Source organism: Intestinibacillus sp. NTUH-41-i26, assembly GCF_032769475.1.
In the GTDB taxonomy this organism is placed as follows: Bacteria; Bacillota; Clostridia; order Oscillospirales; family Butyricicoccaceae; genus Agathobaculum; species Agathobaculum ammoniilyticum.
On the sequence record NZ_CP136477.1, the window covers coordinates 1,482,104 to 1,497,206 of the forward strand.

The following is a 15,103-nucleotide window of genomic DNA, read 5'->3' on the forward strand; positions in this document are numbered from 1 at the left end:
GGCCAGGGCGGGCAAGAGGTGCGAATAGTATGCAAAAAGGCGATCAGGCCAAGCTGAAGCTGTTATTGACCGGTATTGCGGCGCGGCTGACAAAAAACAGGGATTACTTTGTGCGGGCAGACTGCATATTCCTATCTGGGAAAAAGAAATTTGACGCCAGCCTGGCACGGGCGGAGACAGGCTATACGCTCCGCTTCCAAGGGACGGAGACGGCGGTCGACTCCGTGGCTTTCTGTGCTTTTTTCTCCCAGCAGGCGGAGAAATTCGACGAAGCACGTTTGTCCTACACCGAACGCGGTACCGTCGTGTCGCTGACGGTAGACGCGCGCGGCGTACAGATGAAGCAGGCGGAGCGGGAAGCGACAACCGAAGAGCAGGCGACTGCGGCGAATCCCCTGCTGGACAGCGGTCGGCAGTATTTGATCCGCGTTGACCATGCAGCGCCGCTTTTACGGGAAATAGGCATCCTCACAGCAGACGGAAAGCTCAAAAACGATATGATCCGTAAATATAACCAGATAGACCACTATGTTGAACTGGTTGCCCCCATGTTCGAAAAAGACGACGGGGAGGAAATCGTCCTTCTGGACTGCGCCTGCGGAAAATCTTATCTCAGCTTTGTGATGAATTATTACCTGCACAATGTGCTGCGGCGGCGGTGCCGCGTGATCGGCGTTGACATTAATGAGCATGTTATTGAAGAAAGCAGGGCAATGGCAAAGCGGCTCGGTTATCATAATATGGTATTCCAGTGCGCGGATCTGAGAGCCTACCAGCCGCCGAAGAATGTAACGGCGGTGATTTCACTGCATGCGTGCGATATCGCGACCGACCTTGCATTGGCGACCGCGATACGCGCGCGGGCAAGATATATTGCCTGTGTGCCGTGCTGCCACAAGGAATTGCTGGATCAGTACCGTCTGCCCGACCTCGCCCCCCTGACCAAACACGGGGTATTCAAAGCACGATTCAACGATGTTTTGACCGATAGTATGCGCGCGCTCAAACTGGAGGCGGAGGGCTACCGCGTTTCTGTGGTTGAATATATTTCGCCGCTCGATACGCCGAAAAACCTGCTGATACGCGCGGTACGCACAGGGAAAGAGAATCCCAGGGCAAGGCAGGAATATGACGCTGTGCGGCGGCGGCTTGGCACGACCTCCGAGCTGGACCGCCGCTGCATGGATATGGATCAGGAGTTCTTTGTCACAGACGAGGATTTGGTGCAGTAACACACGGCGTACCTTTGAATAGACTGGTATTGAAGTCTCTTCAATCACTATTTGGAGGTAATATACATGGCTGATAAAGTCTGCTGCCCCGGCCCGATCTGCGGCAATGGTAATAATAACGTTGCCGGCGGTATCCGTGAGGCGGTTTGTGTTCACACCAGTAAAGTTTATGATTCCTGCCGCAGCAAGGAATGCCTGCGCGATATTCGGGTATATCTGTGCCGCGATGCGCAGGAACTGCTTAATTCCGGCGGCATCGTATCGGTGAAGCCGCGTTCCGCAGAGCTGCTTTGCGTCAAGATCGATGTGGAGAAGGTGCAGTTCAACCGCGGGTTCTACACGATTGATATTCGATTCTTCTATAAGATCGAGTGCGAAGTCAGCTGCCTGGTCGGACGCCCCCGCATCATCGATGGTCTGTCCGTCTTTGATAAGCGCGTTGTTCTGTTCGGCGGCGAGGGCGGCGCACGCATTTTCTCGTCCCGTTTTGTAGAGGATGGCATGGATGTCCAGCTCTGTCCGGACAGCAACAAACCGACCGCGGTGGTGGAGGTTGTTGACCCGATCCTGCTGGACGCCCGCGTCGTAGCGCCGGAGGTTTCCTGCAACTGCTGCTGCTGTGCATTGAACGAAGTGCCGCGCGCGATCGGCGGCTGCTTCCAGGGCGACGATCTTGTTCTGGGTACCGATGGCTACCAGCTGTTCATTACGCTGGGCCAGTTCTCGATCATTCGTCTGGAACGTGATATCCAACTGCTGATGCCGGCTTACGATATCTGCCTGCCGCGCCGCGATTGCTCGAACAGCGGTGCTGGTGAAGCGCAGGATCCGTGTGCGATCTTTGCGAACTTTGAGTTCCCGATCGATGAATTCTTCCCGCCCAAGCAGGAGTTTTCGGACTGCATGACCGGCAATGTCGGCGGCGGCAACGCCTGCGGAAGCTGCGGCTGCGGGAATAAGAATTCCTCTAAGTGCTGCAACTGAGTAAAATGGAAAAACCTGCTGGGATGCTCCCAGCAGGTTTTTTTCATATGCTGCGGTGTATATGCATATAATTCGGTAACGACAGAATGAAAAGAGGCGGGAACACCTTATGGATGAGGAACGCAGTTTCGTATATACGCTGATATTGGGTGTCTGCATGCTGCTGTGCCTGCTGATGATCGGCAGGATGCTGCTTGGTCACCCTGCCGATCAAATAGAGACAAAGGAGCCGGAAAATCCGGCTCCGGCGCCGCAAACAGAAGAAGAGGAGGATCTCCAGATGAAAATGCAGCTCAGCGAGGATGACCTGTGTACGATGATCGTGCAGGCGCTTCCGTTTTCACCGGACGGCATCACTGCAAAAATCAGCAAGGATGGAATCGTATCCCTGGGGGCGTCCGTGCAGAAGCAGAGCCTGGTGGACAGCGGGCTTGCAACAGGGGGGATGAGAACGGCGGTATTGTTTCTGCCAGACCCCTGCAAGGTGTATAGCGTTTGGAATATATCCGCGGAATCAGGCAGTATAAAGCTGGACTGCGCCACGATGGAAATTGCCGGGATTGTTTTACCAGAGGAAACCGCAGCAAAGATATCCGAGCAAATAGCGGACAGCCTGAACCGTCAGCTCATGACATGGGGGATAGAACCGAAAGCAATCCGTTTTGCGGATGGAGCCATTTCCCTGGAGGCATAGAAAAAGCCTTTCGCTGTATACAGCGAAAGGCTTTTGATCAATCGAAAATCACTCGTCCGCCGCCCTGGAAACGGGACGCATAGTTACCGGAGAGAGATTCATACTTTACCACATCGCCTGTGTGGGGGGAGTGGATAAACGTATCGTCTCCCACATAGATGCCGACATGGCTGATGGAAGAAGCGCTGCTCCCAAAGAACACCAGATCGCCGGGCAACAGCTCCTCACGGGAAACATGCGTTGTGGCGTTAAACTGGGACTGCGCCACCCGGGGGATGGATCCTACCGTATTGTTAAATACATAGGAGGTAAAGCCGGAGCAGTCAAAACCGCTGGGAGAACTTCCGCCGTAAACATAGGGCGTCCCGAGGAACTGGGCTGCGTATTCCAGAACCTCAGCCCGCGCTTCACTTGTTCCGGTATAGGAAACAACGTTGGAATCTGGGGTGACCGGAGCCTTGTTCTCTGCCGGAGCCGGCGTCTGCACTGCGGCAAACGTTATGTAATCCGGATGGACGTATCCGTTTTTGCCATTACAGGACACCTTATACCATCCCTGGTATACGCCAGTCACAGAAACGGCGGTACTGTTGGACAGGGAGGCAAGAACCGAGGAGGAGGTGTTGGGCTGTTCGCGGAGGTTGACGGTCGTATCGCAGACGATATGGCCGGTCCCTAAATTAAAGTCGCTGGTCAGCGTACCGGTCAGGTATTCGCCACTGACATAACCCTCGCGGCCATTTACAACGACCTTGAACCAACTGTTGCTGTTGTTGACCACGGCAAGCACCGTATCCTGCGGCAGGGTTGCAATAATGTTTCCCTCAGGGGCCTCACGGAGATACAGGGCGTCCGCCTTGACCTTTGCGGGATACAATGCGAAAGCGTTCGGCAGAAGCATTGAAGCCGCTAAAGCGGCCGAGACAGCGATCCGAATCAGTTTTTTTGGTGAATTCATGGATAAGCTCCTTCGTTTTACCATGCTTCGGCTTTTACTTGCTGTTGAGCGCACGTCCGAGCCAAATCGAGGCGATATCCATCGCCGCCCACAGGCTGTCTTTTTCGGTTTTTTTCACAATACGCTCTTTCATGCGAACATTGGGGTTTGTCTGCTGGAGCTGTACGGAAACGCGCTTTGCGACAGGAAGCCCTTTGACCTCGCCGGCATCCAAGATCTGCATCATAATGATGTGAGAGTCGCTCATGGAACCATAGTAAATGATATTCTCCTTGCGCATCAGCGGATGGCCTTTATATTCCAGAAGATCGTTCTTCTTGGCGGTGGTAGGCATAGATATGCACTCCTTAATAGTTACAAAGTGATTACAGTATCAGGTTACATTACGGAAACAGTATATCATGTATGCCTGGATTTGTCAAATTAAATTTAAGTTTCCTTGGAAAAGCGACCGATTTTATGCTATAATACAGAAAAAATATACCAATTTACCCAGTAGGAGTGCTGTATGAAATTTGCTTTTTTTACGTTGGGCTGCAAAGTAAATCTGTTTGAGACGCAAGCGTTACAGCAGCTTGCACAAGAACGTGGGCATGAAATTGTGGAAAATGGTGCTGACGCTGTCATTGTTAACACCTGCACGGTCACCTCGGTATCGGACCACAAAAATATCCGTGCTTTTCATAAGCTGCGCAAGGAAAATCCGCATGCCGTGATTGCCGCGTGCGGCTGTTTTGCGCAGATCGATCCGGAGCGCATCCGAAAAACAGAGGAGGTCGATATCATATGCGGCACGCGCGACCGAGCCGCGGTGATCGGCCTGTGTGAAAATGCGGTTCTCCATTTGCCGCCGGCAGGAGAGGAACGGGACGGACAGGGCTGCTTTGAATATCTGCCTGCCGGTGTGCCGGATGGGCGCACACGGGCCTTGCTGAAGATCGAAGACGGCTGCGACAATTTCTGCGCCTACTGCATTATTCCCTATGCTCGCGGCAGGGTACGCTCCATGGTGCCGGAGCAGGCTCTGCAGGAAGCCGCCCGCCTTTTGCGGGAGGGCGTGCATGAAATCGTCCTGACAGGGATCGAGATCGCCTCTTATGGCCGCGACCTGGTTCCGCCGGTGTCCCTGACCGATCTGCTGTGCCGGCTTCTGGCCGCCAATCCCGCGATGCGTTTCCGCTTGGGTTCTCTCGACCCACGCATTGTTGACAGGGAGTTTTGCGAGCGGTCAGCAGGATTTTCCAACCTTGCACGCCATTTTCACTTGTCCCTGCAAAGCGGGTGCGACAGTGTGCTACAGCGTATGGGAAGGAAATACACAACGGAAGCGTATTATGATAAAGTACAACTGCTGAAAAAATATTTTCCGGACTGCTCGGTGACTACCGACCTGATCGTTGGTTTTCCCAGGGAGACCGAAGAGGAGTTCGCACAAACGCTTACGTTTTTGGAAAAATGCGCGTTTTCCGCAGTACATGTGTTCCCGTTTTCAATCCGTGAAAAGACGCGCGCCGCCCGAATGGACGGGCAGCTGCCGAAAGCGGTGAAGGCGGAACGAGCCGCGCGTGCTAAAAAGGCTGCGGCTGCGCTCACAGAGAAATACCTTGGACGGTTTGTGGGGAAAACGCTGGAGGTCCTGCCGGAACACTGTGTGGGCGGACGCTGGATGTCGCATGGACAATATGGCTTTCCTATCTATATAGAAGGGGGGGGATTTGCAAGAATACGCCGGTAGCCGTAGAGGTGCGGGGGCTGTTTCGGGACGGACTGCTGGGAAAAATTTCTGACGCCGTGTAACCAACGCGCTGCTTCCTCCATAGTATGAAGTGAAATCTTTGATAGGAGGAAATAACTTATGTGTTCTTCTAATTCTCTTTGGGGCGAAAACAACTGGTGGTGGATCATTATCGTGGTCATCCTGATCTGGATCTGCTGCTGCCAGAACAATAATGGATACAGCGATATGAACAACTGCGGAAACAACTGCGGTTGCTGCTGCTGAACCTGCCACGACATATAAGGGAATAGGGCCTGCGCGGCGCCGTTTCATAAACGGCGCCGTTTGCCTGTTTTGTGGGGTGAAAAAAATTTTAATAAAAATTGAAAAATCCTCTTGCCAAAACGGGAAAATTGGGGTAATATAAATAAGCGCTGTTCGTGAGGACAGCAAAACGAGGATTTTTTCTTTGGAGGAATACCGATTATGACCGCAGGCGAATTTCGTAATGGCGTTACTTTTGAAATGGACGGTCAGGTGCAGCAGGTTATCGAGTTCCAGCATGTAAAGCCGGGCAAGGGTGCTGCTTTTGTTCGCGTCAAGATGAAGAACGTGATCACCGGCGCTGTCACCGAGCGTTCTTTCAATCCGACTGATAAATATGAAACCGCATATGTAGAGCGCCGCGATATGCAGTATCTCTATAACGAGGGCGACCTTTACTACTTCATGGATAATGAAACCTACGAGCAGATCCCGATTGGCAAGGACACGCTCGGTGATGATTTCCGTTTTGTCAAGGAAAATGAAAACGTCAAGGTTTGCTCTTATAAAGGCAGCGTGTTTGCGGTAGAAGCCCCGCTCTTCGTCGAGTTAGAGATCACCGAGACCGATCCGGGCTTCAAGGGAAACACGGCGACCAATACGCTCAAGCCCGCAGTGGTTGAGACCGGCGCTACGGTGCAGGTTCCGCTGTTTATCGAACAGGGCGAACGCATCAAGATTGATACCCGTACAGGCGAGTATCTCGAGCGCTGCAAGAACTGATTGCACAAGCGAATACGGACGGTACGCTTACCGTCCTTTCCATGGACATTTAGCTCAGCTGGAAGAGCATCCGCTTGACGTGCGGAAGGTCGGCGGTTCGAACCCGTCAATGTCCACCATAAAAGCCGTTTCTTCAGAAACGGCTTTTCTTTGTAAATAAGGGAAAAGGAAGCGCGGCGTGCCGCGCTTCCTTTTTATGTTGTTTTGATATCTCTTTTTTTCAGCCAAAGCAGGCTGGCAGTAAGACCCAGGAGCAGGTAAAAGCACGAGCTGATAAGGAATGCCGCCGCACTGCAGTCCATTGGCTCGGTCGGATGGTGGGAACACATCCCAAGACTGAGCAGAGAAAAAGGAAAGTACACGCCGAAGCCTTTGACCAGCGCGGGTAATCCGCAAAATCCACCAAGGATGCCTGTGGCAACGGGAACGGCAAACGACCGGATGACCAGCGCAACGCAAAGCAGCAGCGCCGCCTGCACCGTGAGCGCCCACCAGCCGCGGAATACCCAGTAGACAAGCGCAAATGGAACAGGGGCGGTCAGCCCTGCAAGCTTACCACTAATCAGGAACAGTATACCGATGAAAAGTTGCGTGAGCAGCGTCAAAAAGGATACGACGGAAAGCTTGGAAACCAGCATGACGCTGATAGGGATCGGCTGGGTCATCACGGTGTTCCAGTTGCGGTTGAGGTGTTCCAGACGGCAGACGTAAGCGCAGTAGACGCCGGTCAGGGCAGGAGCGAACAGCGTGCAGTAAAACAGGGCGTGCTGTGTCCAGAGCGAATACCATTGGTCCGTGAGCAGACCCAGGTTATTCAAATAATTCGCCGTACCCAATCCTGCGGACACGATGGGGAGAATGATAAGCGCGAGCCAGATAAACGAGTGATGCAGCTTGCAAAATTCTGCATAGATTGTGCGTAACAGCATGGTTTAGACCTCCTTCCGGATAAAAAGCACGCGGCCAACCCCATAAATCACCAGAAAATATGCGATCAGGCAAAGAAAGCCGCTGAGATTGAAATCGATGAAGTAATAGTCTGAGATATGGGTCGATGCGTCCCACGCCATGCCGGTGTTATACAGGAGCGCGTAATACGCCCATACGAAAGCCTTTTGAAAGCTGGGCGGGAAAAACAGGGAGAACAGTCCGATAAACGAGCCGATCAGCCCGACGATCATGCCGATCATCTGATTTTGGATCTGCAAAGACAGGACAAGCTGTAAGAGCAGGATCGCCAGGGTTGTGACCAAACTGGAGAAAAAATATTCCGTCAGCTTTGTCACCGGTGGGTTTCCGGCAAAACCGCTGCAGATGCCGAACAGCAGGACGACCGCCATTTGCACGGCGAGAAAACCGGTCATGTATGCAGCACCGCAGATCAGCTTCGCGTCGAACAGCGAACCGGTTGGCTGCACGGTTTCAAGCAGCTTGAGGGTTTGCCCCTTATGCTCAATATCAGCCAGACGGGAGGCAACCACGGCCGCGATTACAGGCGTCATCATTGCGTTGAGCATGGGGAAATTATATAGGATCATCGCCCAGCCCTGCTGCAGCTCCCGCTCCGACAGCGCGCGGAGACTGTACAGCCCCCAGGCGAGCTGCGCCGCCAGCATAACCAGCAGGGGGAGCCATATCCGGCGGCGCCTGCATTTGAAAAACTCCATTTTGAGCGCTTTCATAAGCTTGCCGCCCCCTCCGTCAGTTCCAGGAAAATATCCTCCAGGTTTTTGCGGCGTTCTTCAATACGGAGCACGCCAATCCCGCTGTCAGTCAGCAGGGCGACGCAGTGCGCGACTTCTTCGTTTTCCAGCGGCGGCAGAATAATCTCGTCGGCGTCCAAGTCATTAATTACGCCGTCATGGGTCAGGATCGCCTGCGCCAGCGGGTTGTTAAGCGTACGAAGCGCCAAATGATGTTCGCTTTTCTCGTGGAGACGGTCGATCGTATTTTGGTAGACCAGGGCGCCATCCGCAATTACGCCCACATGGGTCGCCATCTGATCGATCTCGCTGAGCAGGTGGCTGGATACCAGCACGGTCATGCCAAAGCGGCGCGGCAGGTCGCAGATCAGCTCACGCATTTCCTGAATCCCCGCAGGATCCAGACCGTTGGTTGGCTCGTCGAGTATCAGCAGGCGGGGATGCGCAAGCAGTGCGGCGGCCAATCCGAGCCGCTGCTTCATACCGAGGGAGTAATGTGCGACCTGCTTGTCCTTTTGGCTGGTCAGGCGAACGATTTCGAGCGCCTCGCGAATATTCTGTTCCGGAACCTTCCGCAGCGTCTGCAGGATCTTCAGATTTTCCTCGCCGGTCAAATGGCCATAATAAGAAGGGGATTCGATCAGGGAACCAATATCCTTTAAGATATCCAGTCGGTTTTTCGCATTCATCCGTTTGCCGAATACGTCTATTTCGCCGCCGGTAGGATGCGCCAGGCCGAGGATCATTTTCAAGGTGGTGGACTTTCCGGCGCCGTTGGGGCCGAGAAAGCCGTATATCGCGCCCTCTGGCACCTGCATGTGCAGGTTCTTGACGCGCAGCGCACCGCCATAGCTCTTGCAAAGCCCTTTTGTTTCAACCAGATTTTGCGTCATAGGGGAACACTCCATTTCTCTTTTTTGTTATATTACAATGATACAATGAGAAGTTTACAATAAGATGAAGCCTACCTTACAATTACCTTACTTTTTTACAAATAGACCGAAATATGTGTTATCATAGCTGGGGTGATGCAATATGCGGGATATTTATAGCTGCAAAATATTAATTGTGGATGACGAGGCGGCGCTCTGCAATATGATAAAGGAGATTTTAATGCAGGCGGGCTTCCTCGCGGTATATACCGCGCAAAGCTGTACGGAGGCGCGGCGGGCGGTGGGCGATATCAGGCCGGAGGCGATCCTGCTGGATGTGATGCTGCCGGACGGCGATGGCTTTTCGCTGCTGCAGGAGCTGCGGCAGGAAAGAGATATCCCTATTCTGTTCCTTTCCGCACGCGATGCGGATGCGGATCGTCTGCACGGACTCGGTTTAGGGGCGGATGATTATATCGCCAAGCCTTTTCTTCCGCAGGAACTGGTGCTGCGGCTGACCGCGGTGCTCCGGCGTTCCTATGCCGCAAATCTGCAAAATGCGGGGGAGTGTCTATCGCTGGGGGAAACGGTTGTGGATTGGGGCAGCGGGCTGGTGCTTCGTGACGCGAACTCCACGCCGCTGACCGCAAAGGAATACGCGCTGTTGCGCAAGCTCGCGGATAATCGGGGCAATATTGTTACCATAGACGCGCTGTGCCGCGCCGTGTGGGACGAGGAAAATTTTGGATACGAAAATACGCTTATGGTGCATATCCGCCGGCTGCGGGAAAAAATTGAAGATAATCCCTCCAAGCCGCGCTGGCTGCTGACGGTGCGCGGCCTTGGGTACAAGCTCACACGGGAGGATAGGCAATGAAGGGTCTTGGCAGGATACTCGGACGGTATGTAGGCGCGGCAATCGGCGTGGGGCTGTTTTTGTTGATCTTGAATCTGGGTGTGATGCTGGGCTTCATTTTGCATTGTTCGGATGAGAAACCCAGACCGGAGGACCGCGTCGAGGTCATCGCTGACGGGATTGAGCGTCAGACGGACGGATGCTTTGCTGTTTCCGCAGAAGCGCGTCGGGCAATGGAGGAGCGTTATGCTTGGGCAATGCAGCTTGACGACAGTGGCGCTGTTGTTTGGAGCGACCGCATGCCGGAAAACCTGCCCCGGCAGTATACGGCGGGAGAGATCGCCTCCTTTTCCCGCTGGTACCTGAAGGATTATCCGGTTTATGTTTGGTCGGATGAGGATGGATTGCTGGTACTTGCCAGTGAGCCGGGCAGCGAGTGGAAATACCTGATGCGGGCCTCCGCCTATACGATCGAACAATTGTCGGTATGGGCGCCCGGCGTACTGGCGCTGAACCTGCTGGTCGCGCTAGCGCTTGCGTTGCTGCTTGGTTGGCGCATGTACCGCGCCGCCGCGCCGCTTGCGGAGGGCATCGGCGCGCTGGCAAAGGGGGAGGGAACGCAGCTTGCTGAACGAGGTGTGCTGGGACAGCTTTCCGCCGACTTGAATCGGGTCTCCCGCCAGCTTTCCACGCAGCGGACGATGCTGCAGAAGCGCGACCGGACACGTACCGAGTGGATCGCAGGCGTTTCGCACGATATCCGCACCCCGTTGTCCCTGGTACAGGGGAATGCGGCGCAGTTGGAAAGCAGCGGAGTGCTGCCGGAGGAGGCGCGGCGCAAAGCGCGCATCATCCGTGAACAGAGCCAGCGGATTGGTCGCCTGGTGAGCGATCTGAACCTGGCCTCCAAACTGGAATACGAGCTGCAACCACTGCACCAGGGAAGTTTTCGGCCAGCGGCGATGCTGCGCGCAGCGGCGGCCGAACTGCTCAATATGCTGTCAGACGATCGGGTATCGCTGGAGGTGGATATCCCATCCGAGGCCGGCGCCTTGACGGTGACAGGAGACGAAACGCTGCTCCGGCGTGCGGTGGATAATTTATTGCGCAACAGCGTCTTTCACAACGCTGGAAGCGTTCATATCAAGCTGTCCCTTTCCGTTTCTGCGCAGTCCTGGTCGGTCTCGGTTGCCGATAACGGTGCCGGTCTTCCGCAGGCGGCACTGGCGCAGATGCGGCGCCCCGCTGGGGAGCAGCTGCCGCAGCACGGCCTTGGGATTGTGCTGGTGCGCCAGATCACCCGCGCACACGGAGGCAAGGCGCGGTTTGTCAATACCCAGCCGGGGCTGTTGGCGACGCTCAGCTTTCCGCGGAAAGGGTGACCTGAACCATGACAAAAACCGTCAAATTCAGCCGGCTGTTTTTGTGGAATATTTTTGGCTGTGCACCTCTTTTCCTACTATATATGGTATGCTATAATTATTTTTGCTACTAAATAATATGAGTGAGGAAAAATGATGGTACGCGTTATCAAAAAGGATCACACCAAAGAAGCATTCAATATACAAAAGGTTGTTATTGCCGTTAATAAATCGGCAAACCGTGTGCTGTATACCTTCACGGAGGATGAGCTCAAAGCGATCTGCGGCCATGTGGAAGGATACATCCGAGATCACGGCATGACAGAGGTGCAGATTTGGCAGATGCACAATATTGTGGAGGCTGCGCTGGAGGCCGTGCGGCCGGAAGTCGCCAAAAGCTATCGCGATTACCGCAACTACAAGCAGGACTTTGTCGGCATGCTGGATAGTGTGTATCAGAAGAGCCAGTCCATCATGTATATCGGGGACAAGGAGAACTCCAATACGGATTCCGCGCTGGTTTCCACCAAGCGCAGCCTGATTTTCAACCAGCTCAATAAGGAGCTGTACCAGAAGTTTTTCATGAATACGGAGGAGCTGCAGGCCTGCCGAGACGGTTATATTTATATTCACGATATGTCCGCGCGCCGCGATACGATGAACTGCTGCCTGTTTGACGTAGAACATGTACTCAAAGGCGGCTTTGAAATGGGAAACCTGTGGTATAACGAACCGAAAACGCTCAACGTGGCGTTCGATGTGATCGGGGACATCGTGCTGTCCGCTGCCAGTCAGCAATATGGCGGCTTTACCGTACCCTCGGTCGATCTTTTGCTGGAACCGTACGCGGAACGCAGCTACAACCTGCTGACTGAAAAATACAGCCGCTTGGGGCTGGCTGCGGATGCAGTCGAAAAAGAGGTCATGGCGGATATACTGAATGATTTCGAACAGGGGTTCCAGGGCTGGGAGTACAAATTCAACACGGTGGCCTCTAGTCGCGGCGACTATCCGTTCATCACGATGACCATGGGTACCGGTACGGGCCGGTTTGCTAAGCTCGCTTCGATCACAATGCTGCATGTCCGCCGGAAAGGGCAGGGAAAAAAGGGGCAGAAAAAGCCGGTGCTGTTCCCTAAAATCGTTTTTCTTTACGATGAGGAGCTGCACGGCCCCGACAAACCGCTGGAGGATGTGTTTGAGGCGGGGATATTATGCTCCTCCAAGGCCATGTATCCGGACTGGCTCTCGCTTTCGGGGGAAGGGTATGTTCCCAGCATGTATCAAAAATACGGCGCAATCGTCAGCCCGATGGGGTGCCGCGCTTTCCTTTCCCCGTGGTATGAGCGCGGCGGCATGAAGCCGGCGGATGAAGAGGATAAGCCGGTATTCATCGGTCGTTGGAATATCGGCGCGGTATCACTGCATTTGCCGATGATTTACGCCAGAGCGCAGCAGGAGAATCGCCCATTCCATGAGGTGCTGGACTACTATCTCGAACTGATCCGTAAGCTGCATATCCGCACATATGCGTACCTGGGGGAGATGCGCGCCTCCACCAACCCGCTGGCCTACTGCGAGGGCGGCTTTTATGGCGGCCATCTCAAGCCGTCGGACAAGATCAAGCCCATCATGAAAACCGCGACTGCCTCGTTCGGTATCACCGCGCTCAATGAGCTGCAGGAGCTGTATAACGGAAAATCCCTAGTGGAGGACGGCGCTTTTGCGCTCGAAACCCTGGAATACATTAACCGGAGGGTCAATCAGTTCAAGGAGGAGGACGGAAACCTCTACGCGATTTACGGAACGCCCGCCGAAAGCCTTTGCGGACTTCAGGTAGAGCAATTTCGGAAAAAGTATGGTATAATCGAAGGGGTGTCCGATCGGCCTTATGTGTCCAACAGCTTCCACTGCCATGTGACCGAAGAACTGACCCCGATCGAAAAACAGGACTTGGAGGGACGCTTCTGGAACCTGTGCAACGGCGGCAAGATCCAGTATGTAAAATACCCGATCGATTATAATCTGGAGGCTATCCGCACACTGGTGCGCCGCGCGATGCGTCTGGGATATTATGAAGGCGTCAACCTGTCCCTGTCCTACTGCGACGACTGCGGACACGAGGAGCTGGCGATGGATGTATGCCCCAAGTGCGGCAGCCGCAACCTGACCAAGATCGACCGTATGAACGGATATCTTTCCTATTCACGCGTCAAGGGCGACACCCGCCTGAACGACGCAAAAATGGCGGAGATCGCGGAAAGGAAAAGCATGTAATGCGCTACCACAACATCACAAAGGACGATATGCTCAATGGAGAGGGCCTGCGCGTCGTGCTGTGGGTCGCTGGCTGCGGCCATGCATGCCCCGGCTGCCATAATCCGGTGACGTGGGACGCGCAGGGAGGCATTCCGTTCGATCAGGCGGCAAAAAACGAGCTGTTTGCCGAGTTGGAAAAGGATTATGTTTCGGGCGCCACTTTTTCGGGCGGCGATCCGCTTTTTCCGGTGAACCGTGATACGGTGGGGGCGCTGTGCCGCGAGATCCGGCGGCGTTTTCCGAAAAAAACCATCTGGCTGTATACGGGCTATCAGTGGGAGGAAATCGAGAACCTGCCATTTTTGGACGCAGTAGATGTTGTCGTGGACGGACGCTTTGTGCAGGAGCGGGCGGATCCGCAGCTCCATTGGCGAGGAAGCGCCAATCAGCGGTTGATCGATGTACGGCGGTCGCTGACGCAGCGTGTTCCCGTTTTGCTGAAAGAAAACACATAGAGAGGAAGAGCGAGCAGATATGCAGAAAATCGCGAAATTTTACAAGGTATCGGAGAAACAATTTATCGATGACTGGTGCGCAGAAACCGGCTGTTCGGTATCCGAGGCAAGAATGGTCTACCAGAAAATCCGTCTGCCGCGCCGCGCGACCGTAGGCTCTGCGGGGTATGATTTCTTTGCGCCCGAAGCCTTTTCGCTCGTGCCGCATGAAACCATAAAAATCCCCACCGGTATCCGCGCGGAAATCGCGGAAGGATGGGTCCTGCAAATCTATCCCCGTTCGGGCCTGGGGTTCAAATACCGCCTGCAGATGGATAATACGGTGGGAATCATTGACAGCGATTACTTCACGGCAAAAAATGAAGGACATATCTTTATCAAAATGACCAATTCCAACCGACAGGGGAAGACGCTCTCCATCGTGGGGGGAGAAGGGTTCGCACAGGGGATTTTCCTGCCTTTCGGCATAACCGAAGACGATGACGCGGACGGAGAACGCACCGGAGGCTTTGGCAGCACAACAAAATAACAGAGGGACCGCCGGCTGGCGGTCCCTTTTTTGTCACCATCTCCGGATACGCTGCTTATACTGATGACAGGAGCGTGATGTGCAATGTTCTGCCGTGGGCAAGCGATCGGTTTGGCGTTGATCAGTTTGGGACTTGGCCTGCTTGTCGGCAGCATATGTCCGTCCGGCCTGCTGCTGTGGCTGCTGGCGCTCGCATTGATCGCGGCAGGCGTGTTTTTGTTTCAATGCTGATAACTGGGGAGGTGGAGGCATGAAAGTGGTCATTTGGAAAAGCCCGAAATATCTGCGCGGTATTCTTTGCAAGCTGTTCCATATTACATGAGGGAAAAGCAGAGGCAGAAAAGCCTCTGCTTTTTTCATATTCAGCAAAAAGGGA

General features: G+C 54.1%; 17 protein-coding genes and 1 tRNA gene. 13 read left to right on the forward strand and 5 right to left on the reverse strand.

The window, feature by feature from the left end:
* Positions 1-29 precede the first annotated feature (29 nt).
* The 3 genes from RX717_RS07660 (at position 30) to RX717_RS07670 (ending at position 2,910) form a co-directional block, all read left to right on the forward strand.
* Positions 30-1,232 (forward strand): class I SAM-dependent methyltransferase, encoded by a 1,203-nt coding sequence (locus RX717_RS07660; RefSeq protein ID WP_054325985.1) that lies wholly within the window; start codon positions 30-32, stop codon positions 1,230-1,232.
* Between the two features lie 66 nt (positions 1,233-1,298).
* Positions 1,299-2,216, forward strand: a complete 918-nt coding sequence (locus RX717_RS07665) for a hypothetical protein (RefSeq protein WP_174887839.1) — start codon at positions 1,299-1,301, stop codon at positions 2,214-2,216.
* A 109-nt stretch (positions 2,217-2,325) separates the two neighbouring features.
* On the forward strand, positions 2,326-2,910 hold the full coding sequence (locus tag RX717_RS07670; protein ID WP_054325984.1) for a hypothetical protein: 585 nt from the start codon (positions 2,326-2,328) through the stop codon (positions 2,908-2,910).
* A gap of 37 nt (positions 2,911-2,947) precedes the next feature.
* Here RX717_RS07670 and RX717_RS07675 read toward each other — a convergent pair whose 3' ends face one another.
* Both RX717_RS07675 and RX717_RS07680 read right to left on the reverse strand, forming a co-directional pair.
* Positions 2,948-3,868, reverse strand: coding sequence for a C40 family peptidase (locus tag RX717_RS07675; protein ID WP_159068019.1), 921 nt, complete (start codon positions 3,866-3,868; stop codon positions 2,948-2,950).
* Positions 3,869-3,902: 34 nt separating this feature from the next.
* Entirely contained in the window at positions 3,903-4,202 is a 300-nt protein-coding gene (locus tag RX717_RS07680) for a hypothetical protein (RefSeq protein ID WP_054325982.1), read from the reverse strand.
* 174 nt (positions 4,203-4,376) lie between these two features.
* Here RX717_RS07680 and mtaB point away from each other — a divergent pair, with 174 nt between their 5' ends.
* From mtaB to RX717_RS07700, 4 genes are all read left to right on the forward strand, one after another.
* The gene (mtaB, locus tag RX717_RS07685) at positions 4,377-5,603 is read left to right on the forward strand and encodes a tRNA (N(6)-L-threonylcarbamoyladenosine(37)-C(2))-methylthiotransferase MtaB (protein WP_316960648.1); all 1,227 of its coding nucleotides are present in this window, start codon (positions 4,377-4,379) and stop codon (positions 5,601-5,603) included.
* 120 nt (positions 5,604-5,723) lie between these two features.
* A complete protein-coding gene (locus tag RX717_RS07690; RefSeq protein ID WP_162838358.1) occupies positions 5,724-5,870 on the forward strand; it encodes a hypothetical protein in 147 nt (48 codons plus the stop codon).
* 198 nt (positions 5,871-6,068) lie between these two features.
* Entirely contained in the window at positions 6,069-6,632 is a 564-nt protein-coding gene (gene efp / locus RX717_RS07695) for an elongation factor P (protein WP_054325979.1), read from the forward strand.
* Between the two features lie 43 nt (positions 6,633-6,675).
* A tRNA-Val gene (locus RX717_RS07700) sits at positions 6,676-6,751 on the forward strand.
* A gap of 75 nt (positions 6,752-6,826) precedes the next feature.
* On the opposite strand, the gene RX717_RS07705 is transcribed toward RX717_RS07700, so the two are convergent.
* The 3 genes from RX717_RS07705 to RX717_RS07715 are packed head-to-tail and all read right to left on the reverse strand — an operon-like array spanning position 6,827 to position 9,228.
* Positions 6,827-7,561 carry an ABC transporter permease gene (locus RX717_RS07705; protein WP_107630523.1) on the reverse strand — a complete coding sequence of 245 codons (735 nt, stop codon included), beginning with the start codon at positions 7,559-7,561 and terminating at the stop codon, positions 6,827-6,829.
* A 3-nt stretch (positions 7,562-7,564) separates the two neighbouring features.
* Positions 7,565-8,314: an ABC transporter permease gene (locus tag RX717_RS07710; protein WP_107630522.1), complete on the reverse strand. Its 750-nt coding sequence runs from the start codon at positions 8,312-8,314 to the stop codon at positions 7,565-7,567.
* Positions 8,311-9,228, reverse strand: a complete 918-nt coding sequence (locus RX717_RS07715) for an ATP-binding cassette domain-containing protein (protein WP_107630521.1) — start codon at positions 9,226-9,228, stop codon at positions 8,311-8,313. The genes RX717_RS07710 and RX717_RS07715 overlap by 4 nt, the downstream gene beginning before the upstream one ends.
* A 142-nt stretch (positions 9,229-9,370) precedes the next feature.
* Here RX717_RS07715 and RX717_RS07720 point away from each other — a divergent pair, with 142 nt between their 5' ends.
* The 6 genes from RX717_RS07720 (at position 9,371) to RX717_RS07745 (ending at position 14,958) form a co-directional block, all read left to right on the forward strand.
* Positions 9,371-10,084 (forward strand): response regulator transcription factor, encoded by a 714-nt coding sequence (locus tag RX717_RS07720; RefSeq protein ID WP_054325976.1) that lies wholly within the window; start codon positions 9,371-9,373, stop codon positions 10,082-10,084.
* On the forward strand, positions 10,081-11,445 hold the full coding sequence (locus RX717_RS07725; protein WP_107630520.1) for a sensor histidine kinase: 1,365 nt from the start codon (positions 10,081-10,083) through the stop codon (positions 11,443-11,445). The genes RX717_RS07720 and RX717_RS07725 overlap by 4 nt, the downstream gene beginning before the upstream one ends.
* 132 nt (positions 11,446-11,577) lie before the next feature.
* On the forward strand, positions 11,578-13,701 hold the full coding sequence (gene nrdD, locus RX717_RS07730) for an anaerobic ribonucleoside-triphosphate reductase (protein ID WP_054325974.1): 2,124 nt from the start codon (positions 11,578-11,580) through the stop codon (positions 13,699-13,701).
* Positions 13,701-14,198 carry an anaerobic ribonucleoside-triphosphate reductase activating protein gene (gene nrdG, locus RX717_RS07735; RefSeq protein WP_107630518.1) on the forward strand — a complete coding sequence of 166 codons (498 nt, stop codon included), beginning with the start codon at positions 13,701-13,703 and terminating at the stop codon, positions 14,196-14,198. Before nrdD ends, nrdG begins: the two co-directional genes overlap by 1 nt.
* A gap of 19 nt (positions 14,199-14,217) precedes the next feature.
* On the forward strand, positions 14,218-14,727 hold the full coding sequence (locus RX717_RS07740) for a deoxyuridine 5'-triphosphate nucleotidohydrolase (protein ID WP_107630517.1): 510 nt from the start codon (positions 14,218-14,220) through the stop codon (positions 14,725-14,727).
* An 84-nt stretch (positions 14,728-14,811) separates the two neighbouring features.
* Complete coding sequence (locus tag RX717_RS07745; RefSeq protein WP_162838357.1) at positions 14,812-14,958, forward strand: hypothetical protein; 147 nt, start codon at positions 14,812-14,814, stop codon at positions 14,956-14,958.
* The last annotated feature ends 145 nt before the right edge of the window (positions 14,959-15,103 follow it).